At 68.2% G+C, this 14707-nt stretch carries 17 protein-coding genes, 1 tRNA gene and 1 pseudogene; 9 read left to right on the top strand and 10 right to left on the bottom strand.

Going from position 1 to position 14707, the window contains the following annotated elements:
* Positions 1-30 precede the first annotated feature (30 nt).
* Together FXF75_RS21770 and FXF75_RS21765 are read left to right on the top strand one after the other, a co-directional pair.
* Positions 31-1044 (top strand): class I SAM-dependent methyltransferase family protein, encoded by a 1014-nt coding sequence (locus FXF75_RS21770; RefSeq protein ID WP_163524166.1) that lies wholly within the window; start codon positions 31-33, stop codon positions 1042-1044.
* Between the two features lie 65 nt (positions 1045-1109).
* Positions 1110-1184: transfer RNA gene (locus FXF75_RS21765), tRNA-Thr, on the top strand.
* A gap of 32 nt (positions 1185-1216) precedes the next feature.
* Here the strand turns inward: FXF75_RS21765 and FXF75_RS21760 are convergent.
* Together FXF75_RS21760 and FXF75_RS21755 are read right to left on the bottom strand one after the other, a co-directional pair.
* Entirely contained in the window at positions 1217-2305 is a 1089-nt protein-coding gene (locus tag FXF75_RS21760; protein ID WP_163524165.1) for a trans-acting enoyl reductase family protein, read from the bottom strand.
* 49 nt (positions 2306-2354) lie between these two features.
* Positions 2355-3113 carry a hypothetical protein gene (locus FXF75_RS21755; protein ID WP_163524164.1) on the bottom strand — a complete coding sequence of 253 codons (759 nt, stop codon included), beginning with the start codon at positions 3111-3113 and terminating at the stop codon, positions 2355-2357.
* Between the two features lie 261 nt (positions 3114-3374).
* Between FXF75_RS21755 and FXF75_RS21750 the strand changes: the two genes are divergently transcribed.
* Positions 3375-4331, top strand: coding sequence for a phytoene/squalene synthase family protein (locus FXF75_RS21750; RefSeq protein WP_163524163.1), 957 nt, complete (start codon positions 3375-3377; stop codon positions 4329-4331).
* Between the two features lie 43 nt (positions 4332-4374).
* Here the strand turns inward: FXF75_RS21750 and cruF are convergent, their stop codons facing one another.
* Genes cruF through FXF75_RS21735 form a run of 3 tightly spaced genes read right to left on the bottom strand, consistent with a single transcriptional unit; the run spans position 4375 to position 7592 of the window.
* Entirely contained in the window at positions 4375-5229 is an 855-nt protein-coding gene (cruF, locus tag FXF75_RS21745) for a bisanhydrobacterioruberin hydratase (RefSeq protein WP_309221885.1), read from the bottom strand.
* On the bottom strand, positions 5222-6082 hold the full coding sequence (locus tag FXF75_RS21740; protein WP_163524162.1) for a prenyltransferase: 861 nt from the start codon (positions 6080-6082) through the stop codon (positions 5222-5224). Before FXF75_RS21740 ends, cruF begins: the two co-directional genes overlap by 8 nt.
* 4 nt (positions 6083-6086) lie before the next feature.
* Positions 6087-7592 carry an NAD(P)/FAD-dependent oxidoreductase gene (locus FXF75_RS21735; protein WP_163524161.1) on the bottom strand — a complete coding sequence of 502 codons (1506 nt, stop codon included), beginning with the start codon at positions 7590-7592 and terminating at the stop codon, positions 6087-6089.
* A gap of 147 nt (positions 7593-7739) precedes the next feature.
* On the opposite strand from FXF75_RS21735, the gene FXF75_RS21730 reads away from it, so the two are divergent.
* Entirely contained in the window at positions 7740-8048 is a 309-nt protein-coding gene (locus tag FXF75_RS21730; RefSeq protein WP_163524160.1) for a hypothetical protein, read from the top strand.
* A gap of 66 nt (positions 8049-8114) precedes the next feature.
* On the opposite strand, the gene FXF75_RS22290 is transcribed toward FXF75_RS21730, so the two are convergent.
* Positions 8115-8474 (bottom strand): hypothetical protein, encoded by a 360-nt coding sequence (locus FXF75_RS22290; RefSeq protein WP_205428013.1) that lies wholly within the window; start codon positions 8472-8474, stop codon positions 8115-8117.
* A gap of 215 nt (positions 8475-8689) precedes the next feature.
* Between FXF75_RS22290 and FXF75_RS22285 the strand changes: the two genes are divergently transcribed.
* Together FXF75_RS22285 and FXF75_RS22280 are read left to right on the top strand one after the other, a co-directional pair.
* Complete coding sequence (locus FXF75_RS22285; protein ID WP_205428011.1) at positions 8690-8980, top strand: hypothetical protein; 291 nt, start codon at positions 8690-8692, stop codon at positions 8978-8980.
* A gap of 1 nt (position 8981) precedes the next feature.
* Positions 8982-9134 carry a hypothetical protein gene (locus tag FXF75_RS22280; protein WP_205428009.1) on the top strand — a complete coding sequence of 51 codons (153 nt, stop codon included), beginning with the start codon at positions 8982-8984 and terminating at the stop codon, positions 9132-9134.
* 24 nt (positions 9135-9158) lie between these two features.
* Here FXF75_RS22280 and FXF75_RS21720 read toward each other — a convergent pair whose 3' ends face one another.
* Together FXF75_RS21720 and btuC are read right to left on the bottom strand one after the other, a co-directional pair.
* A complete protein-coding gene (locus FXF75_RS21720; RefSeq protein ID WP_163524159.1) occupies positions 9159-10433 on the bottom strand; it encodes a heme ABC transporter ATP-binding protein in 1275 nt (424 codons plus the stop codon).
* 268 nt (positions 10434-10701) lie between these two features.
* Positions 10702-11802, bottom strand: coding sequence for a vitamin B12 ABC transporter permease BtuC (gene btuC / locus FXF75_RS21715; protein WP_163524158.1), 1101 nt, complete (start codon positions 11800-11802; stop codon positions 10702-10704).
* Between the two features lie 61 nt (positions 11803-11863).
* On the opposite strand from btuC, the gene FXF75_RS21710 reads away from it, so the two are divergent.
* The 3 genes from FXF75_RS21710 to FXF75_RS21700 are packed head-to-tail and all read left to right on the top strand — an operon-like array spanning position 11864 to position 13593.
* Positions 11864-13081, top strand: coding sequence for a PGF-CTERM-anchored ABC transporter substrate-binding protein (locus tag FXF75_RS21710; RefSeq protein ID WP_240334880.1), 1218 nt, complete (start codon positions 11864-11866; stop codon positions 13079-13081).
* Between the two features lie 3 nt (positions 13082-13084).
* Positions 13085-13366 (top strand): signal recognition particle subunit SRP19, encoded by a 282-nt coding sequence (gene srp19 / locus FXF75_RS21705; protein ID WP_163524157.1) that lies wholly within the window; start codon positions 13085-13087, stop codon positions 13364-13366.
* On the top strand, positions 13366-13593 hold the full coding sequence (locus tag FXF75_RS21700; RefSeq protein ID WP_163524156.1) for an H/ACA ribonucleoprotein complex subunit GAR1: 228 nt from the start codon (positions 13366-13368) through the stop codon (positions 13591-13593). Before srp19 ends, FXF75_RS21700 begins: the two co-directional genes overlap by 1 nt.
* A 31-nt stretch (positions 13594-13624) precedes the next feature.
* Here the strand turns inward: FXF75_RS21700 and FXF75_RS21695 are convergent, their stop codons facing one another.
* Together FXF75_RS21695 and FXF75_RS21690 are read right to left on the bottom strand one after the other, a co-directional pair.
* Positions 13625-13942: a hypothetical protein gene (locus FXF75_RS21695; protein ID WP_163524155.1), complete on the bottom strand. Its 318-nt coding sequence runs from the start codon at positions 13940-13942 to the stop codon at positions 13625-13627.
* A 49-nt stretch (positions 13943-13991) separates the two neighbouring features.
* A pseudogene (locus tag FXF75_RS21690) lies at positions 13992-14707 on the bottom strand (hypothetical protein); the annotation flags it as partial.

Below are 14707 nucleotides of genomic sequence, written 5' to 3'. Positions count from 1 at the left end.
GCTTACCGCCCGCCGCGAGAAGCGAGTGGTATGGAAGCGCCGTGCGTGCGCGTCGAGCGCGAACGAGGCGAGGAGACCCGCCAGCGATTGGCCGAGGCGGGTCTGCTCGCCGACGAGTTCCAAATCGAAGTCGGAGACGGTCACCTCTATCTCCCGGTCACGGACGCCGACGCGGTGCCCGCGGAGTTGGAGGTCGTGACGCGGTCGGTCGGCGAGCGCGACACGCCGGAGACGCCCACCGACCTGCTCGGCTTCGAACCCACCTACGAGCGACTCGGCGACATCGTGATTCTGGACGAGGACGACCCCGCTACCGCCCGCGAAATCGCCGACGCCGTGATGGCTTCGGACCTGCCGGTCGAGACGGTCGTCAACCGCGCCTCGAAGGTCAAAGGCGAACTCCGCGTTCGCGACTGGGAGGTGCTGGTCGGCGACGGCACGGAGACCGTCCACCGCGAGTACGGGTGCGAGTTCCTGCTCGACGTGGCCGAGGTGTACTTCTCGCCGCGCCTCGCCACCGAGCGCAACCGCGTCGCCGAGCAGGTCGAAGCGGGCGAGCGCGCCTTCGACATGTTCGCGGGCGTCGGTCCCTTCGTCGTCCCCTTCGCCAAGCGCGACGCGGAAGTCGTCGGCGTGGACCTGAACGAACGAGCGGTGGAGTACCTCCGGGAGAACGCCCGCCGGAACGGCGTTGCCGACCGGGTAACCGCGATTCAGGGGGACGTGCGAGATGTAGTCTCGGGGTCGTCGGACGGTGGTGGAGAGGTCGCGTCGGACTACGCCGACTGGGCCGACCGCGTGGTGATGAACCTCCCCCACAGCGCCGACGAGTTCCTCGACACGGCGGTCGAACTCGCGGGCGACGACTGCGTAGTTCACTACTACGACATCCAGCACGAGGACGACCCCTTCGGGCCGGGCGAGGCCGCGATTCGGGCGGCGGCGGAACCCGAGTACGAGGTCGAAGTCGAGACGCGACACGTCGTCCGGTCGTACGCGCCCCACGAACTCAACGTCTGTCTCGACGTGCGACTGTCTCGCTAACGTCGGGCGATTTCGGAACGCTTAAGCCCGTTCTTGCGACTATGTTTGAGTGCGCACTGCGACGCGCCGGTGTAGCTCAGACTGGCTAGAGCGATTCCTTCGTAAGGAATAGGCCGAGGGTTCAAATCCCTCCACCGGCTCTTTCTACCCCGAACTCCGTCACCTCGAACAGTCACTCCTCCACTCGCATCCCGACCGCCGACCGCTGGCTCGCGTCCTCACGTTCTACACCGTCGAACTCCAGTACGTAGTCCGCGCCGAACGCCGACGCAGGCGTGTGAAACCCCGGACCGACCTCTCCCTCGACGACGCGTCGGGCCGACTCCACCGCGGTCTTCGCGGTCAAGTCGTAGGTGTCTGGCGTCCGTAGTCGCGCGGTGACTCGGTTTCCATCGTCGTCGTCGACCTCTCCCCAGATACGACTCACGCTCCGGGCGCGCTCCTCGGCGGAGGGTCCCGACACCGCCGCGTCGATGACGGCTTTCAGCGCCTTCTGGACCGACTTGGTCCCGAGGACCGGCGCGAGCGGCCGTGTCTTCGGCATCAGTTTGGCGGCGTACTCCGGGACCGTGGCGAACGTCTCGATGTTCGGAATCCCGGTGGTGTAGTAGGCCGAGGAGATATCGCCCCACGGAATCGACACCGCGGGTTTGCGGCCCCGTCCGAAGTCGAGGTGGCGGGTCTTCCACGCCGCCGGGACCGTGCGAATCCGGCCGTCCTGCCGGACTGCACCGGTGGTCGACAACCCCTCCACGATGGACTTCGCCGTGCCGGGCGAGAACGTCCCGAGTCCGTCGATAGCCAGCGAGAGGCGGGTCGCCGACGGCAACTCCTCGTGGAGGTACGCCGCCAGACAGTCGGTCGGAACCACGTCGAACCCCACCGCCGGGAGCAGCGTCACGCCGGTCGCCTCGGCTTCCTCCTCGCGTCCCGCGATGGCTTCCAGCACGTCGATTTCGCCGGTGATGTCGAGGTAGTCGGTCCCGGCGTTCAGGCACGCCGAGTAGAGCGGTTCGGCGGTCTTCGAGAACGGTCCCGCGCAGTTCAGCACCGCGGCGAACTTCTCGACCTGCGACTCGACCACCTCGGAATGCTGCAAACTGAACACCCGGTGGTCGAGACCGAGGTCGGTCGCCTGTCGCTCTACCTTCTCGGCGGTGCGCCCGGCGAGAACGGGCGAGAGACCCTCCTCCACCGCGGTCCGCGCGACGAGCGCGCCCGTGTACCCGTACGAGCCGTAGACGAGCAGTTCGTCGGCCATACCTCCCGATTGGACGGTGAGGCGTAAAACTCGCGGGGCCGCGGCGTCCTCACTCCCCCGACGTGGTCTCGACGCGCTCGTCCGCCTCGGTAGCCGCCTCCTCGTCTTCCGAGTCGCCCCTGGACGCCGTGCCCGTCTCGTCTTCCGACCCGGATTCGGACTCCGTCACCGAATCCGACTCCGTCCCGGCCTGCGACTCAGCGTCGGACTCCGTGCCGCCGTCCGACTGGGACTCCGTCTCGTCTTCGTCGCCGGTCTCGGCGGCGTCTTCGATTGGGGCGGACTCGGCCACGTCGCGCTGGTTCACGTCCTCGTCGTCCACGTCACCGGCGACGTCCGGAGACGCGCCGACCTCCGGCGCGGTGTCGGACTCCTCGATGTCGGCGTCGGTGGTGTCCACCACGCTCTCGCCGGTTGCGTGGTCGGTTTCGTGACCGCCCGGTTCGACGGCGTCCTCCACGTCCGGCGATATGTCGGCCACCTCGGAGACGTCGGTCCCCGAGCGACGCTCTCTCGACCTCCCCGGCCCGTCGGAGTCGCCCGACCCGCCGGACCGGCGCTGGGCGAGCGAGACCCCGACCCAGAACAGGCCACCGAGCAGTTGGCGGACGCCTCGCTTTCGGTTCCCCTTCAGGAAGGTTCGGGCCGCTCGGAGCAGTGAGACGACCCCGGAAGCGGCCGCGAGGTTGCCGGACCCGGCGTGACGCGCCAGTTTCGGCCCGACCGTCTCCGCCAGCGTGCTGACTCGTCCCGCGAGGTCGTTCCCGCTCCGGTCCGCCGTCTCGGAAGCGGCGTTGGAAGAACTCATACGCACGAATGGAGGATATCGACGGGGAAATGCGTGATGGCAGGCGTCGGTCGCGCACGGTCTGAGACCGTCTCATCGATGGGTGTTCGAGTCGGAACTACGCCATGCCAGACGCGCCGCCCACCGGGAGAACGAGGTGAGACGCAGTGTGTCCCCCGGCGGGGACTTCTCCCACGCCAACAATTAACTCGGAGGAATCCTTATACGGAGTCTGCGAGGCGCTGCTGTTCGGCCGGACTCTGCAAAACTACAGGAGACAGAATGGTCACCGACCGACAACTCCGACGAAGCAAGGCGATTCAGCAGCGAACCGGCAGAACCTTCCACTTTGCGACGCGGTTGCTCCCCGAGCGAGTCCGCCACCCGACGTACGTCCTCTACGCGTTCTTCCGCGTGGCGGATGAGGTCGTAGACGGCGCGACCGACCGCCCCCCGGAGGAGCAACGCGACCGACTCGAACGACTCCGGGCGCAAGCGCTCGGCAGGGAAGAGACCGACGACGACGTCCTCGCCGCGTTTCAGGAGGTGCGCGAGCGACGCGGGATTCCCGACGAGGAGGTCGAACGCTTCATCGACGCGATGCTGTCGGACATCGAGAAGTGTCGCTGGGAGAGCTACGACGAACTGGAGACGTACATGCGCGGGTCGGCCGCGGCGGTCGGCGTGATGATGCTGTCGGTGATGGGCGTCGAGGACCCCGAGCGCGCGAAACCCCACGCGGTCGCGCTCGGCGAAGCGTTCCAGTTGACGAACTTCCTGCGCGACGTGCGCGAGGACATCGAGGACCACGACCGCATCTACCTCCCGGGCGACACCCGCGAGCGCCACGACGTCACGGAGTCCGACGTTCGGCGTTGCGACCCGACCGACGGCTTCCGGACCGCGATGGCTCACGAACTCAGGCGCACCGAGCGCAAGTACCGCGAGGGGGTCGTGGGAATCGAGTATCTCCCCCAAGACTGCCAGTTCGCGGTGCTGTACGCCGCCGTCCTCTACGCCGAACACCACCGACTCATCCGGGCGCTCGACTACGACGTGTTCTCGTCGCCGCCCGAGGTGGGTGCCGTACGCGCGGCGTGGCTCTGGGTCAAGACGCGGTGGCACTGGCAGCGCTCGCGGGACCCGGTGACGGTGTTCCGGGCCGTGAGCGCGATTCCCGAAGACGAGGGCGTTCGCGCGGGTCCGGAGCATCAGGACGGGACGCCGCAGGCCGACTGAGTTCGGCCGAGGCGTCCGTTTTTCGACCGGATGTTCGATACAGTCAGCTCTGCTCGGGACGCTCGCGGCCGAGTCCCACGAAGTCGAAACGGTCGGCGCGGACCAGTCCCGCCGACAGGCCGACCGCCAGCGCCACCGCGACCCAGTTGCCGAAGTAGACGTTCATCGCGCCCCAGAGGACGACGAAGCTCACGAAGTCGTCGAGTGCGAACTCGCAGTCCCGTAGCCGGGCCGCCAGCGCGTCCCGGTCGAACCCCCACTCGACCAGCGCGATGGCGACCAGACCGCTCAGCACCCACCCTGCGAAGTTCGAGAGCGGAACCCCGTAGTAGACGCCGCCGCCGTCGTAGCGCCAGAAGCCGAGACCGACCGCCGCCGGGTCCAGTACGAGGTCCACGACCAGCACGACCCCGAGCGCGGCGAGCGTCCGCCGGAGCCATCCGGCCCGCGGCAGGAGCAGGACGACGAGCAGGTAGCTGTTGACCACCAGCGGGAGGAAGAACACCGGGAGTCCGACGGGAACTCCGCCGACCATCGGGCCGAGTTCTAACTGGTAGCTGAACTCGCCGTAAGGCACGCCGTAGTGGACTCCGACGTACTCGACGGCGTAGCTGTAGGCCGCGACCGCGAACAGGCCGAGCCCTGCCCGACGGTCCACCAGCGGCGTGAGACCCGCCACCAGCGGGAGGCGCATCACGAGCGTTCCGAACAGCACCAGCGTCGGGTTCATCGCCAGCCACGTCGGGAGCCACGCCTCGCGACTGGCGACGAACAGCGCGGCCCCGACGAGGGGGAACACCACCGCGATGGTGAACCGATTCTTCCGGACGAGCGCCGAGAGGGCCGCTTCGATTCGCCGACGGTCCACCGACGACTCGTCGGTCGGCGAACTATCCACGCACGACCCCCCAGAGACCGCCGAGCGTCAGTGCCATCCCGACCAGCGTGTTGAGCGCGGGGAACCACCAGTAGGCCCGCGAGACGCTCACGTCGGTCTCCGCGACTCCCGCCGCGAACAGGGGGTAGACCAGCAGGAGCGCCCCGGCCCGAGCGTCGAGCAGACCGAAGGCCGCGGCCGCCGCCAGCCAGCAGACCCCGCAGTACGCCAGCGTCGCGCGCTCGCCGAGGACCGTCGCCGTCGTCCGAATCCCGGCCCGGCGGTCGGGGTCGATGTCGGGCACCGCCGAGAAGGTGTGCATCGCCATCGCCCAGAGCCACCCGCCCGCCAGCGCGGGCGCGGGCGGTTGCTCGCCCGCCAGCGCGACGTAGGCGGCCGCGCCCGGCAGGACGTAGAGACCGTTCGAGACCGAGTCCAGCGGCGGGACGGTCTTGAGTCGGAACGGCGGCGCGCTGTAGGCGTAGCCGAGAACGAGGAATCCGACGACCCAGACTGTCGCGCCCGGCGGGAGAACCACGACGAACGCCAGACCCGCGAGACCGCAGGCCGCGACGACTGCGGCGACGCCGAGTCCGCCGCGGAACCGTGCCTCCCGCGCGTCCTCGCCCGTCTTCTTCGGGTTCTCCGCGTCCGCGTCGGCGTCGAACGCGTCGTTGACGCCGTAGAGGTAGACGTTGGCGGGCACGAGGAAGTACGCGAACAGCGCGACGGCGCTCGGCGCGAACAGGTCCGCGACCGACGACGCGCCGTAGGCGACCCCGACGAGGACAGGTCCCGCGAGGTAGAGCCAGAACCGCGGCCGCGAGAGCGTCAGGAGGTAGCCAAGCGCCGTGGTCGGTCGAGAGTCGAGCATGGGGCTACTCGCCGTAGTCCTCCAGCAGGGCGTCGGCGGTGTGCTGACCGCTGATGAGACACATCGGGACGCCGATGCCGGGCGTGGTGAACGACCCCGTGAAGTAGAGTCCGGGGACCTCCGAGGACCGGTGGCCGGGCCGGAGCGGGCCGGTCTGGCGGAGGGTGTGGGCGAGTCCGAGCGCGGTGCCCCGAGTGGAGTTGTATCGGTCGGCGAAATCGGAGACGGAGAACTGCTCCTCCACGACGATGCGGTCCCGGAGGTCCACGCCGGTGTTCTCGGCGATGTCGTCCAGCACGAACTCGCGGTAGCGCTCCCGGGTCTCGGGGTCGTCGTCCAGTCCGGGCGCGATGGGGACCAGCGCGAACAGGTTGCTGTGGCCCTCGGGCGCGACGGTGTCGTCGGTCTGACTCGGCACGCAGAGGTAGTACGCCGGGTCCTCGGGCCACGCGGGGTCCTCGAAGATGCCGTCGAAGTGGTCGTTCCACTCGGTCGGCAGGACCAGCGAGTGGTGGGCCAGCGGGTCCACGTCGCCCTCGACGCCGAGGTAGAGCAGGAACGCCGAGGGGGCGTAGGTTCGCGACTCCCAGTAGTCGGCGTCGTACTGGCGACTCTGGGGCGGGAGCAGTTCCTGTTCGGTGTGGGCGTAGTCGGCGTCGCTGACCACGAAGTCGCTCCGCAGGTATCCGTCATTGACTTCCACGCGGAAGTTACCCGCCGACCCGAGGATGGACTGGACCTCGCTGTCGGTCCGGTACTCGACGCCCATCTCCGCGCCCATTTCGGCGATGCCGTCCACGACGACGCCCATCCCGCCGGGAGAATCTTCCTCCTCGTCGCGGACTGGGTAGTGGACGCCGAGGTTGAAATCGACGTGGCTCATCAGGTTGTAGAGCGCGGGCGTGTTCTTGGGCGACCCGCCGAGGAAGACGAGGGTGTACTGCATCACCTGCCGGAGTTTCGGGTGGTCGAAGTACTCCGCGACGTGGTCGCGCATCGACCCGAGGAACGTCAGTCCGCGGGCGTGCCTGAACACGTCCCAGTCCACGTAGTCGCGGAACCGCGGGCGGTCGGTGTAGACGAAGTGTTCCATCCCGATGTCGTAGGTCTCCTCGGCCTCGTCGAGGTAGGCGTCGAGGGCCGCGCCCGCGCCGTCTTCGTACTCCTCGAAGGTGGCCTTGGTCGCCTCGCGGTCGGCGGTGACCGTCATCTCGTCGCCGTCTTTGAAGAACAACTTGTAGTGTGGGTCCAACCGCTCCAGTCCGTAGTAGTCGCTCGGCCGCCGGTCGAAGTGGCCGAAGAAGCGCTCGAACACGTCGGGCATCAGATACCACGACGGACCCATATCGAATCTGAAACCGTCCCGTTCGAGGACACTCGCCCGACCGCCCACCTGTTCGTTCTTCTCTACGACTGTCACGTCCGCTCCCGCGTCGGCGAGGTAGCAGGCGGTCGAGAGACCACCGAAGCCACTCCCGACGATGACGACCGAACGGTCGGCGAGTTCCATACCGCCCTCTCAGGGCGCGAGTCACATAATTGCCGCGCCGACTCCGACTGCCACACGGACACCGAGACGTCCCGAGTCTGACTCTCGGAACCGAGACCTATCACCGATGCACTTATGTATGAACCCTTACGCTGTTGGAAACAGGAGATGTATCCCGCGAAGTTCGCCCTCCTGCTGGGTGTCGGTCTGCTCGCCTTCCTGTTCGTCGTCTCGCTCTACGTGGTCTGGACCCGCATCGTCGGACTCGACCCGACGCTCGCCCAGCGGTGTGCGAACCTCCCCCGACCGGTCCGGATACTCGCCGCGCTGGTTTCGGGCGTATTACTCGGCACCGCGAGCGTGGCCGCGCCCAACGTCGAGGTCGGCATCACCGGGTTGGTGCTGCTCGCGGCCAGCACGTTCGCGGCGCTGATGCTGTTCGAGTTGGCCCAGCAGTACGAACTCGCCGCGAACTAGCACGTTTCGAGGTGACCCGGTAGCGGGTCGCGGCGGGAGTCGGGTCCGACGACTCCCGCGACGCGGTCACTGTTCGGTCCCGACGAACCGCAACCAGTACTCGTGGTACTCGTCGTCGTACCGGAGTATCTCGTGGCGAGTCGAGTCCGCTGGCGCGTCCTTCTCGACGTTTCCGTCGAGGTACGCGCGCTGGCCGAGTCGCTTCAGCAGCGACCGGTACGCGACGGAGTACGGGTGGGACTCGCTGTACCCGCTGTTGCCCTGCGCCGCCCGGAGAATCGAGCGTTCCTCCTCGGAGAGGTCGCGGCGGTCGAACCGCCCCTCGACGAACTGCGCGCGAAGCACCGCCTCCATCTCGTCGGGCGACTCGGCGACCGGTTCCACCTCGGCGCGATACACCGGTTCGTGGAACGTCTCGCGCGACACCTCGACCGCGTAGATTCTGTCACGGTACTCGACGTGGCTCGGTCCCGACTCACCGAGGAGGCGACTGTCCGCCGTCCGTCGCTCGTCGCGGTAGACGTAGCCGCCGCGCTGGACCAGACGTCGCGGAACGCCGCCCGGGTTGCGCGAGCGCGGGCCGCCATCTGGGCGACTTTGACCGCCCGTCGGTCGGTCTCGGGCAGGTCGTCGTGTGCGACGTGGTCGGGCACCGAATCCAGTTCGTCGGGCCGTCCGACCGAGGTGAGTCGCAGGACGGGACGAGTCGCCGTCGCCTCGCCGACGACGACGGACCCGAGTCGGTAGTAGGTCCCGTCGCGCTCGGCGTACTTGGGTTCGTCTCGCGCGTAGAAGGGTTCGCGGTACTGGGTCGTGTACGACTCGCCGTCGAGCGCGGCCGCGAAGGCTTCCTCGTCCCACTCGGGCCGGTTCCCCTCGAGGTCGGCGACGTACTTCTCGCGGAGCGTCGCCGACTCGTCGTGGAGGAGTAGTTTGAGTCGTCGCTCGTCGGTCCGGTCTCGGGACGAACCGCGAATCGCGTCGAGGCAACCGCTCGACCCCGCGACGCCGACCGCCACACCGGCCGCCAGCAGTTCCCGTCGGGAGACAGTGGAGGGCATCGTCGTCGAGTTCCGGCACTGCTGACAAGTCAGTTGTGACTTCGACCGCTCACTCGGCCGCCCGACCCGCGCGCTCGCTCGGCGGGTCCACCGCCGCCTCCACCGCCGTGAGGAGTTCGTCCGGGCCGACGACGCGCCCGCGCTCGCAGAGTTCCCGGTAGAGCGCGGCGGCGTCGCTCCCGGCGTAGTTGCGCTCCTCGAAGGGCCGTTCCTCGACTACGACCACGGAGTCGGCCTCGCGGGCGGCCCGGAGGTTGGCGAGGTTGCCCGCACCGACCTCCACGTCAGCCAGTACAGTCACGTCGGCCTCCCGAACTCGGGACTCGACCGCGCGGCGGGCGTCGTCGCCGACCGGGGCGAACGGTTCCTCGGTCACGGCGTCGAGACCGAGCGACTGCGCGGTATCGAGGTCGGAGTCGCCCTCGTTGAGCGCGCCGACCGACACCTCGTAGCCCGCGGCCGACAGCACGTAGAGCAGGCGCGAGACGGTCCCGCCCCCGCCGACGACGTGGACGCGGCCCTCTCGTTCGACCGGGCGTTCGGGCAGGGCCGTGACGTAGGTCGAACCGGTCACGGGATGGCTGGAGACCACCGCCCGCGTGTCGAAGGCCGCTTCGAGGTGGTCCTCGGCGAGGACGGTCTCGGGGTCGCCGCTGGCGCGGACACGGCCGCCCGAGAGCAGGCGGAGTTCGTCGCAGTAGTGGGCCGCGAGGTTGAGGTCGTGGATGGCCGCCACCACGGTCTTGTCGTCCTCGTCCACCAGTTCCTGGACGAGTTCGAGCGTCCGGACCTGATGGTTGATGTCGAGGCTGGCAGTGGGTTCGTCCAGCAGGAGCGCGGGGGTGTCTTGGGCCAGCGCCCGCGCCAGCAGGACGCGCTGGCGCTCGCCGCCCGACACCGCGGTGATGGAGCGGTCCGCGAACGCCGAGACTTCGGTGCGCTCCATCGCGGCGGTCACGCGCTCGCGGTCGGACGGACCGTCCGCCGGTTCCGCGCCGCCCGAGAACCGCGACCGGTAGGGGTGGCGGCCCATCGCCACGACCTCCTCGACCGGGAAGTCGAACGAGAGCGTCGTGTCCTGCGGGACGACCGCGACCCGGCGACTCGTCTCCTTCGACGAGAGCGAGGCGACCGGGTCGCCGCCGACCCGGACCTCGCCGCGGTCGGGTTCGACGACCCCGTTGATGGTCCGGAGCAGGGTCGTCTTGCCCGCGCCGTTCGGCCCGACCAGACCGACGAACTGGCCGTCCTCGACGGTGGTCGTCACCCCATCGAGGATGCGGTTCCCGCCGAGTTCGACCGCGACGTCGTCTATCTCTATCATGATTAGTTCTCCGCAGAAACGTTCCTCTCGGTGTTCATTCCGGCACTGAAGCAGGGTCTACAGGCTCCGTCGAGACCGTTTAGAAAGCCCCCGACCGGTCGCGGTCGCTGGCCGACATATCTGCGCAAACCGCACGCAGATAGGGGTCGGCCAGACGACCACGTAAACGCAACCGGGCGGCCCCTTTCAGTCCACCCGGACCGTGGTACGACGAGTCGAGCGCAACCCTGTCGGAAGTGGTAGTTTCGCCGCCGGTAGAAACGTCGGTTCACAGCGCGTGCACCTCCCGCTTGCGGAGCAGGTAGAGGAAGAACGGCGCGCCGAGGAACGCGGTCACGATGCCGACCGGGAGTTCCGCCGTGCCCGAACGCGCCACGGTGTCGGTGGCGACGAGGAACGTCGCGCCAGCGAGCGCCGACGTGGGGAGCAGGATTCGGTGGTCCGGGCCGACCAGCAGTCGCATGACGTGGGGCACCACCAGACCGACGAAGCCGATGACGCCCGTGACTGCCACCGCCGCGCCAGTCATCACGCTGGCGACCGCCAGCAGGAGGCGCTTGGTCCACTCAACCTCCACGCCGAGCGCGTGAGCGTCCTCCTCGCCGAGCAGGAGGACGTTCAGGTCCCGGGCGTAGGCCATCAGGACCGCGAATCCGAGGACCGCGACCGGGAGGACGAGTCGCACGTCCTCCCACGACGCGAGGTGGAGGTGGCCCATCAGCCAGAACACCGCCCGCTCCATGCTCTCGCCCGTCTGGAGGAGCAGGAACGAGACCACCGCGCCGAGGAACGTCTGGACCGCCACGCCCGCCAGCAGGAGGGTGGCGACCGGCGTCCGGCCGTCCTCCGTCGCCAGCACGTAGACTCCGAACGCGGCCGCGATAGCGCCGACGAAGGCGGCGGTCGGGAGCGAGAAGGGGACCGCCAGCGGGAGCGCGATGGTCGCCACCGCGCCCACCGCCGCGCCCGACGAGACCCCGATTATCGAGGGGTCGGCCATCGGGTTCCGGAAGAACCCCTGCATGACGACGCCAGCGGTCGAGAGCGCCAGTCCGACGACCGCCCCGAGCGCGATTCGTGGCAGGCGGAGCGTCATCACGATGGTCCGGGCGGTATCGGGCGCGGCGAAGTGAAATATCGGCGCGAACTCGACGGTCGGCACGGGCATCGTGACGGCGAGTCCCGCGATTCGGAGCGTCCGGTCGGCGACGCCGACCCCCGCGGGTACTGCGAGCGCGTTCAGCAACACCTTCGCCACCACGAGGTAGTCGATGGGCACCGGGCCGACGGCCGCGCTCACCACCACCACGACCCCCAGCGCGGCGGCTAGTCCGGACGACCATCCGACGACTCGCGCACCCTGTCGCATCACCTGAAAGCCAGTTTGCTTTAGGTAAATACTTATTGGACACGGTCGGAGTGGGAAACGCATGAGACAGAAGGTCACGAGCGTGTTTGCGGTACTGTTGTTGCTCGCGGCGGGCGTCGCTCCGGTGGGTGCGACGGCCGTGACCGGGACCGACGCCGACGTCGGGACCGACGTCCGAGCGAGCGCGGCGCAGGCGGACTGTTCGTTCCCCGTCACGGAGACGGACGCGACGGGAACCGAAGTGACGGTCGAACAGAAACCGGAACGAGTCGTCACGCTCTCGCCGAGCGCGGCCCAGACGATGTGGGAAATCGGCGGGAAGGAACAGGTCGTCGGCGTCTCGCAGTACGCCTCGTATCTGGAGGGGGCCGAGTCCCGTACTAACGTCTCCGGCGCGGGACAGACGCAGGTCAACGTCGAGAAGGTCGTCTCGACGGAACCCGACCTCGTCCTCGCACCGAACGTCATCTCGAACGAGACGGTCCAGCGACTCCGCGACGCCGGACTGACCGTCTTCCGGTTCGGGTTCGCCAGTTCGGTCGAGGACATCTACGCCAAGACCCGACTGACGGGGGAACTCACCGGGAACTGCGAAGCCGCTAACGAGACGGTCGCGTCCATGAAAGACCGAATCGAGACCGTCCGGCAGGCGGTCGAGAACTCCGAGCGACCGCGCGTGTTCGTCTCCGTGGGCGGTGGCTACACCGCCGGAGCGGGCACCTTCATCGGCAACATGGTCGAACTCGCCGGTGGGACCAACATCGCGGCCGAAGCGAACATCTCGGGCTACGGCCAGATAAGCGAGGAGGTCATCGTCCAGCAGAACCCCGAGTGGATAGTCCAAATCGGCCAGTACGGCGTCTACCCGAAGACCGACGCCTACAACGGCACCGCGGCGGTGAAGAACGACCAGGTCATCACGGTCACCAACGAGAACATCAGCCAGCCCGCACCGCGAGTCGTCAACGCCGTGGTGCAGATGGCGAAGGCGTTCCACCCCGAGGCCTACGCGGCGGCCAACGCCACGACGACGGTCGAGACCACTGACACGACCCAGACGACGACTGAAGCGCCCGAGACGACCACCGAAGAGGGTGCGATGCAGGCGGACACGACGACTGCGACCGCGACCGACAGTTCGTCGGGGAGCATCCCCGGGTTCGGCGTCTCCGCGACGCTCGCGCGCTCGCCGGTGCGGCCCTGCTCGCGCGTCGTCCCTGAACGCGCTGTTCCGTTCGCTGTTTTCCTAAGGTGTTTAACGGCCGGGGAGAGACGTTGACGTATGGTCGAGAAAGTGCTGTGGCCTGCGTACTTCGACGCGGCGAAGAGTCGCAACGAGGGACGCCGGGTGGCCGCCGAGATGGCCGTCGAGGAGCCGACGGTGGACGAAATCGCTCAGGCAGTCCAGCAGGTGGGCTACGACGCGATAATCGAACGCGACAAGGCCTACTCCCGCGAGAACTGGAACGAGCGGGGTCGCGTGCTGGTCCAGAACGCCGACGACTCGACGAAGAACGACCTGATTCAGGCGGTCGCGGCGTACGTCGCGGCGCTCCGAGAGTGATGGAGGCGCTCGGCGAAGTCGTCCGGACGGCGCAGGGTCTCGCCGTCGTCCGGTGTCCCGACGACGACCCCCCGAACGTCGGCACGCAGGCCATCGACGAGCAACTGAACGAGGTCGGTCGCGTGGTGGACGTCTTCGGCCCGGTCTCGCGGCCCTACGCCGCGGTCTCGCCCGACGACGGGGTCACGCTCGCGCCGCTCCTCGGGAAGAAACTCTACGCCCGATAGACGCGAAAACCGCGCTCGATTCGGTTCTCTGTTACTCGCATCGCCGCCAGTTCTCGGCGTCGCGGAGGCGCGACCGCTTCGCGTCCACGTCGTGCTTCGTCGCTCCGAAGAAGCGTTCGCGCCCGACCGGCGTCCGGACGCCGAGGACGACGGTGTGGTCGGTTGCGTCGTAGACGGCGAGCCTCCGTCCCGACGTGGCGTGTTCCCACTCGGACAGTCGCGTCGCGTCCGAGACGACCTGCGACCCTAACTCCCAACTGAGTCGCGTCACGGTCGTCAGGTCGAACGGAACCGCGTCGGGTAGCCGGGGTCCCCCTGCCGTGCTTGCGGTCCTGCCGTGACTTCCCATGCCACAACGAGGTCACCGCCGACCTATAGAAGCGTCGAAATAAAGTGGGCTATCCCGCTGTCGTCGCCGTCGCGTTGTCCGTCGGGAACTCGACGACTGCGGGGTCGGTGACTATCTCGCCGTCGGGGTCGAGATACAGCGTATCGACCCGTCCGCCGGACTCGACGAATCCGAAGGTTCGGTCGCCGTCGGTGTCGCGATGGGCCGCGGCGAACACCACCTGCTGGCCGGACAGCGACTCGTTGACCGGCACGGGCACGTCCTCGTACTCGCCGGGAGCGAGGTACTCCGAGACGCCGACGAGGTTCCCGCTCCGGTCGTAGACCGCGACGAACCCGCCCTCGGGCAGGTCGGCGGCCGCGACGGTGACCTGCCCGTCGGCGGTCTGATTGGCGAGGGTGACGGCCGCCGAATCACCGGTCACCGTTGTCGTCGTGGTCGTCTGTGCCGTCGTTGTCGTGGGCTGTTCGGTGGTCGTGGTCGTCGTCAGTGCCGTCGTGGTTGTCGTGGTTCGTTCTGTAGTCGTCTGAGTCGTCGTGGTCGTCGGTCGGTCTGTAGTCGTGGTGGTTGTCGTCTGGGTCGTGGTGGTGGTCGTGGGCTGTTCGGTCGTCGTAGTCGTCTGTGGTGTCGTCGTCGGCCGTTCAGTGGTCGTCGTTGGTTGCTCGGTCGTCGTCGTGGTCGTATCAGCCTGAATCCCGGGTTGTGCGGTTGTGGTGGTGGTTGTCCGAGTCGTGGTCGTCGGAGTCTCGGTAGTCGTCGTGGTCG

The sequence above is a fragment of the Halorussus sp. MSC15.2 genome (genome assembly GCF_010747475.1).
In the GTDB taxonomy this organism is placed as follows: Archaea; Halobacteriota; Halobacteria; order Halobacteriales; family Haladaptataceae; genus Halorussus.
Note: the sequence above shows the minus strand (reverse complement) of the source record. Positions and strands in the feature narration are given on the sequence as shown.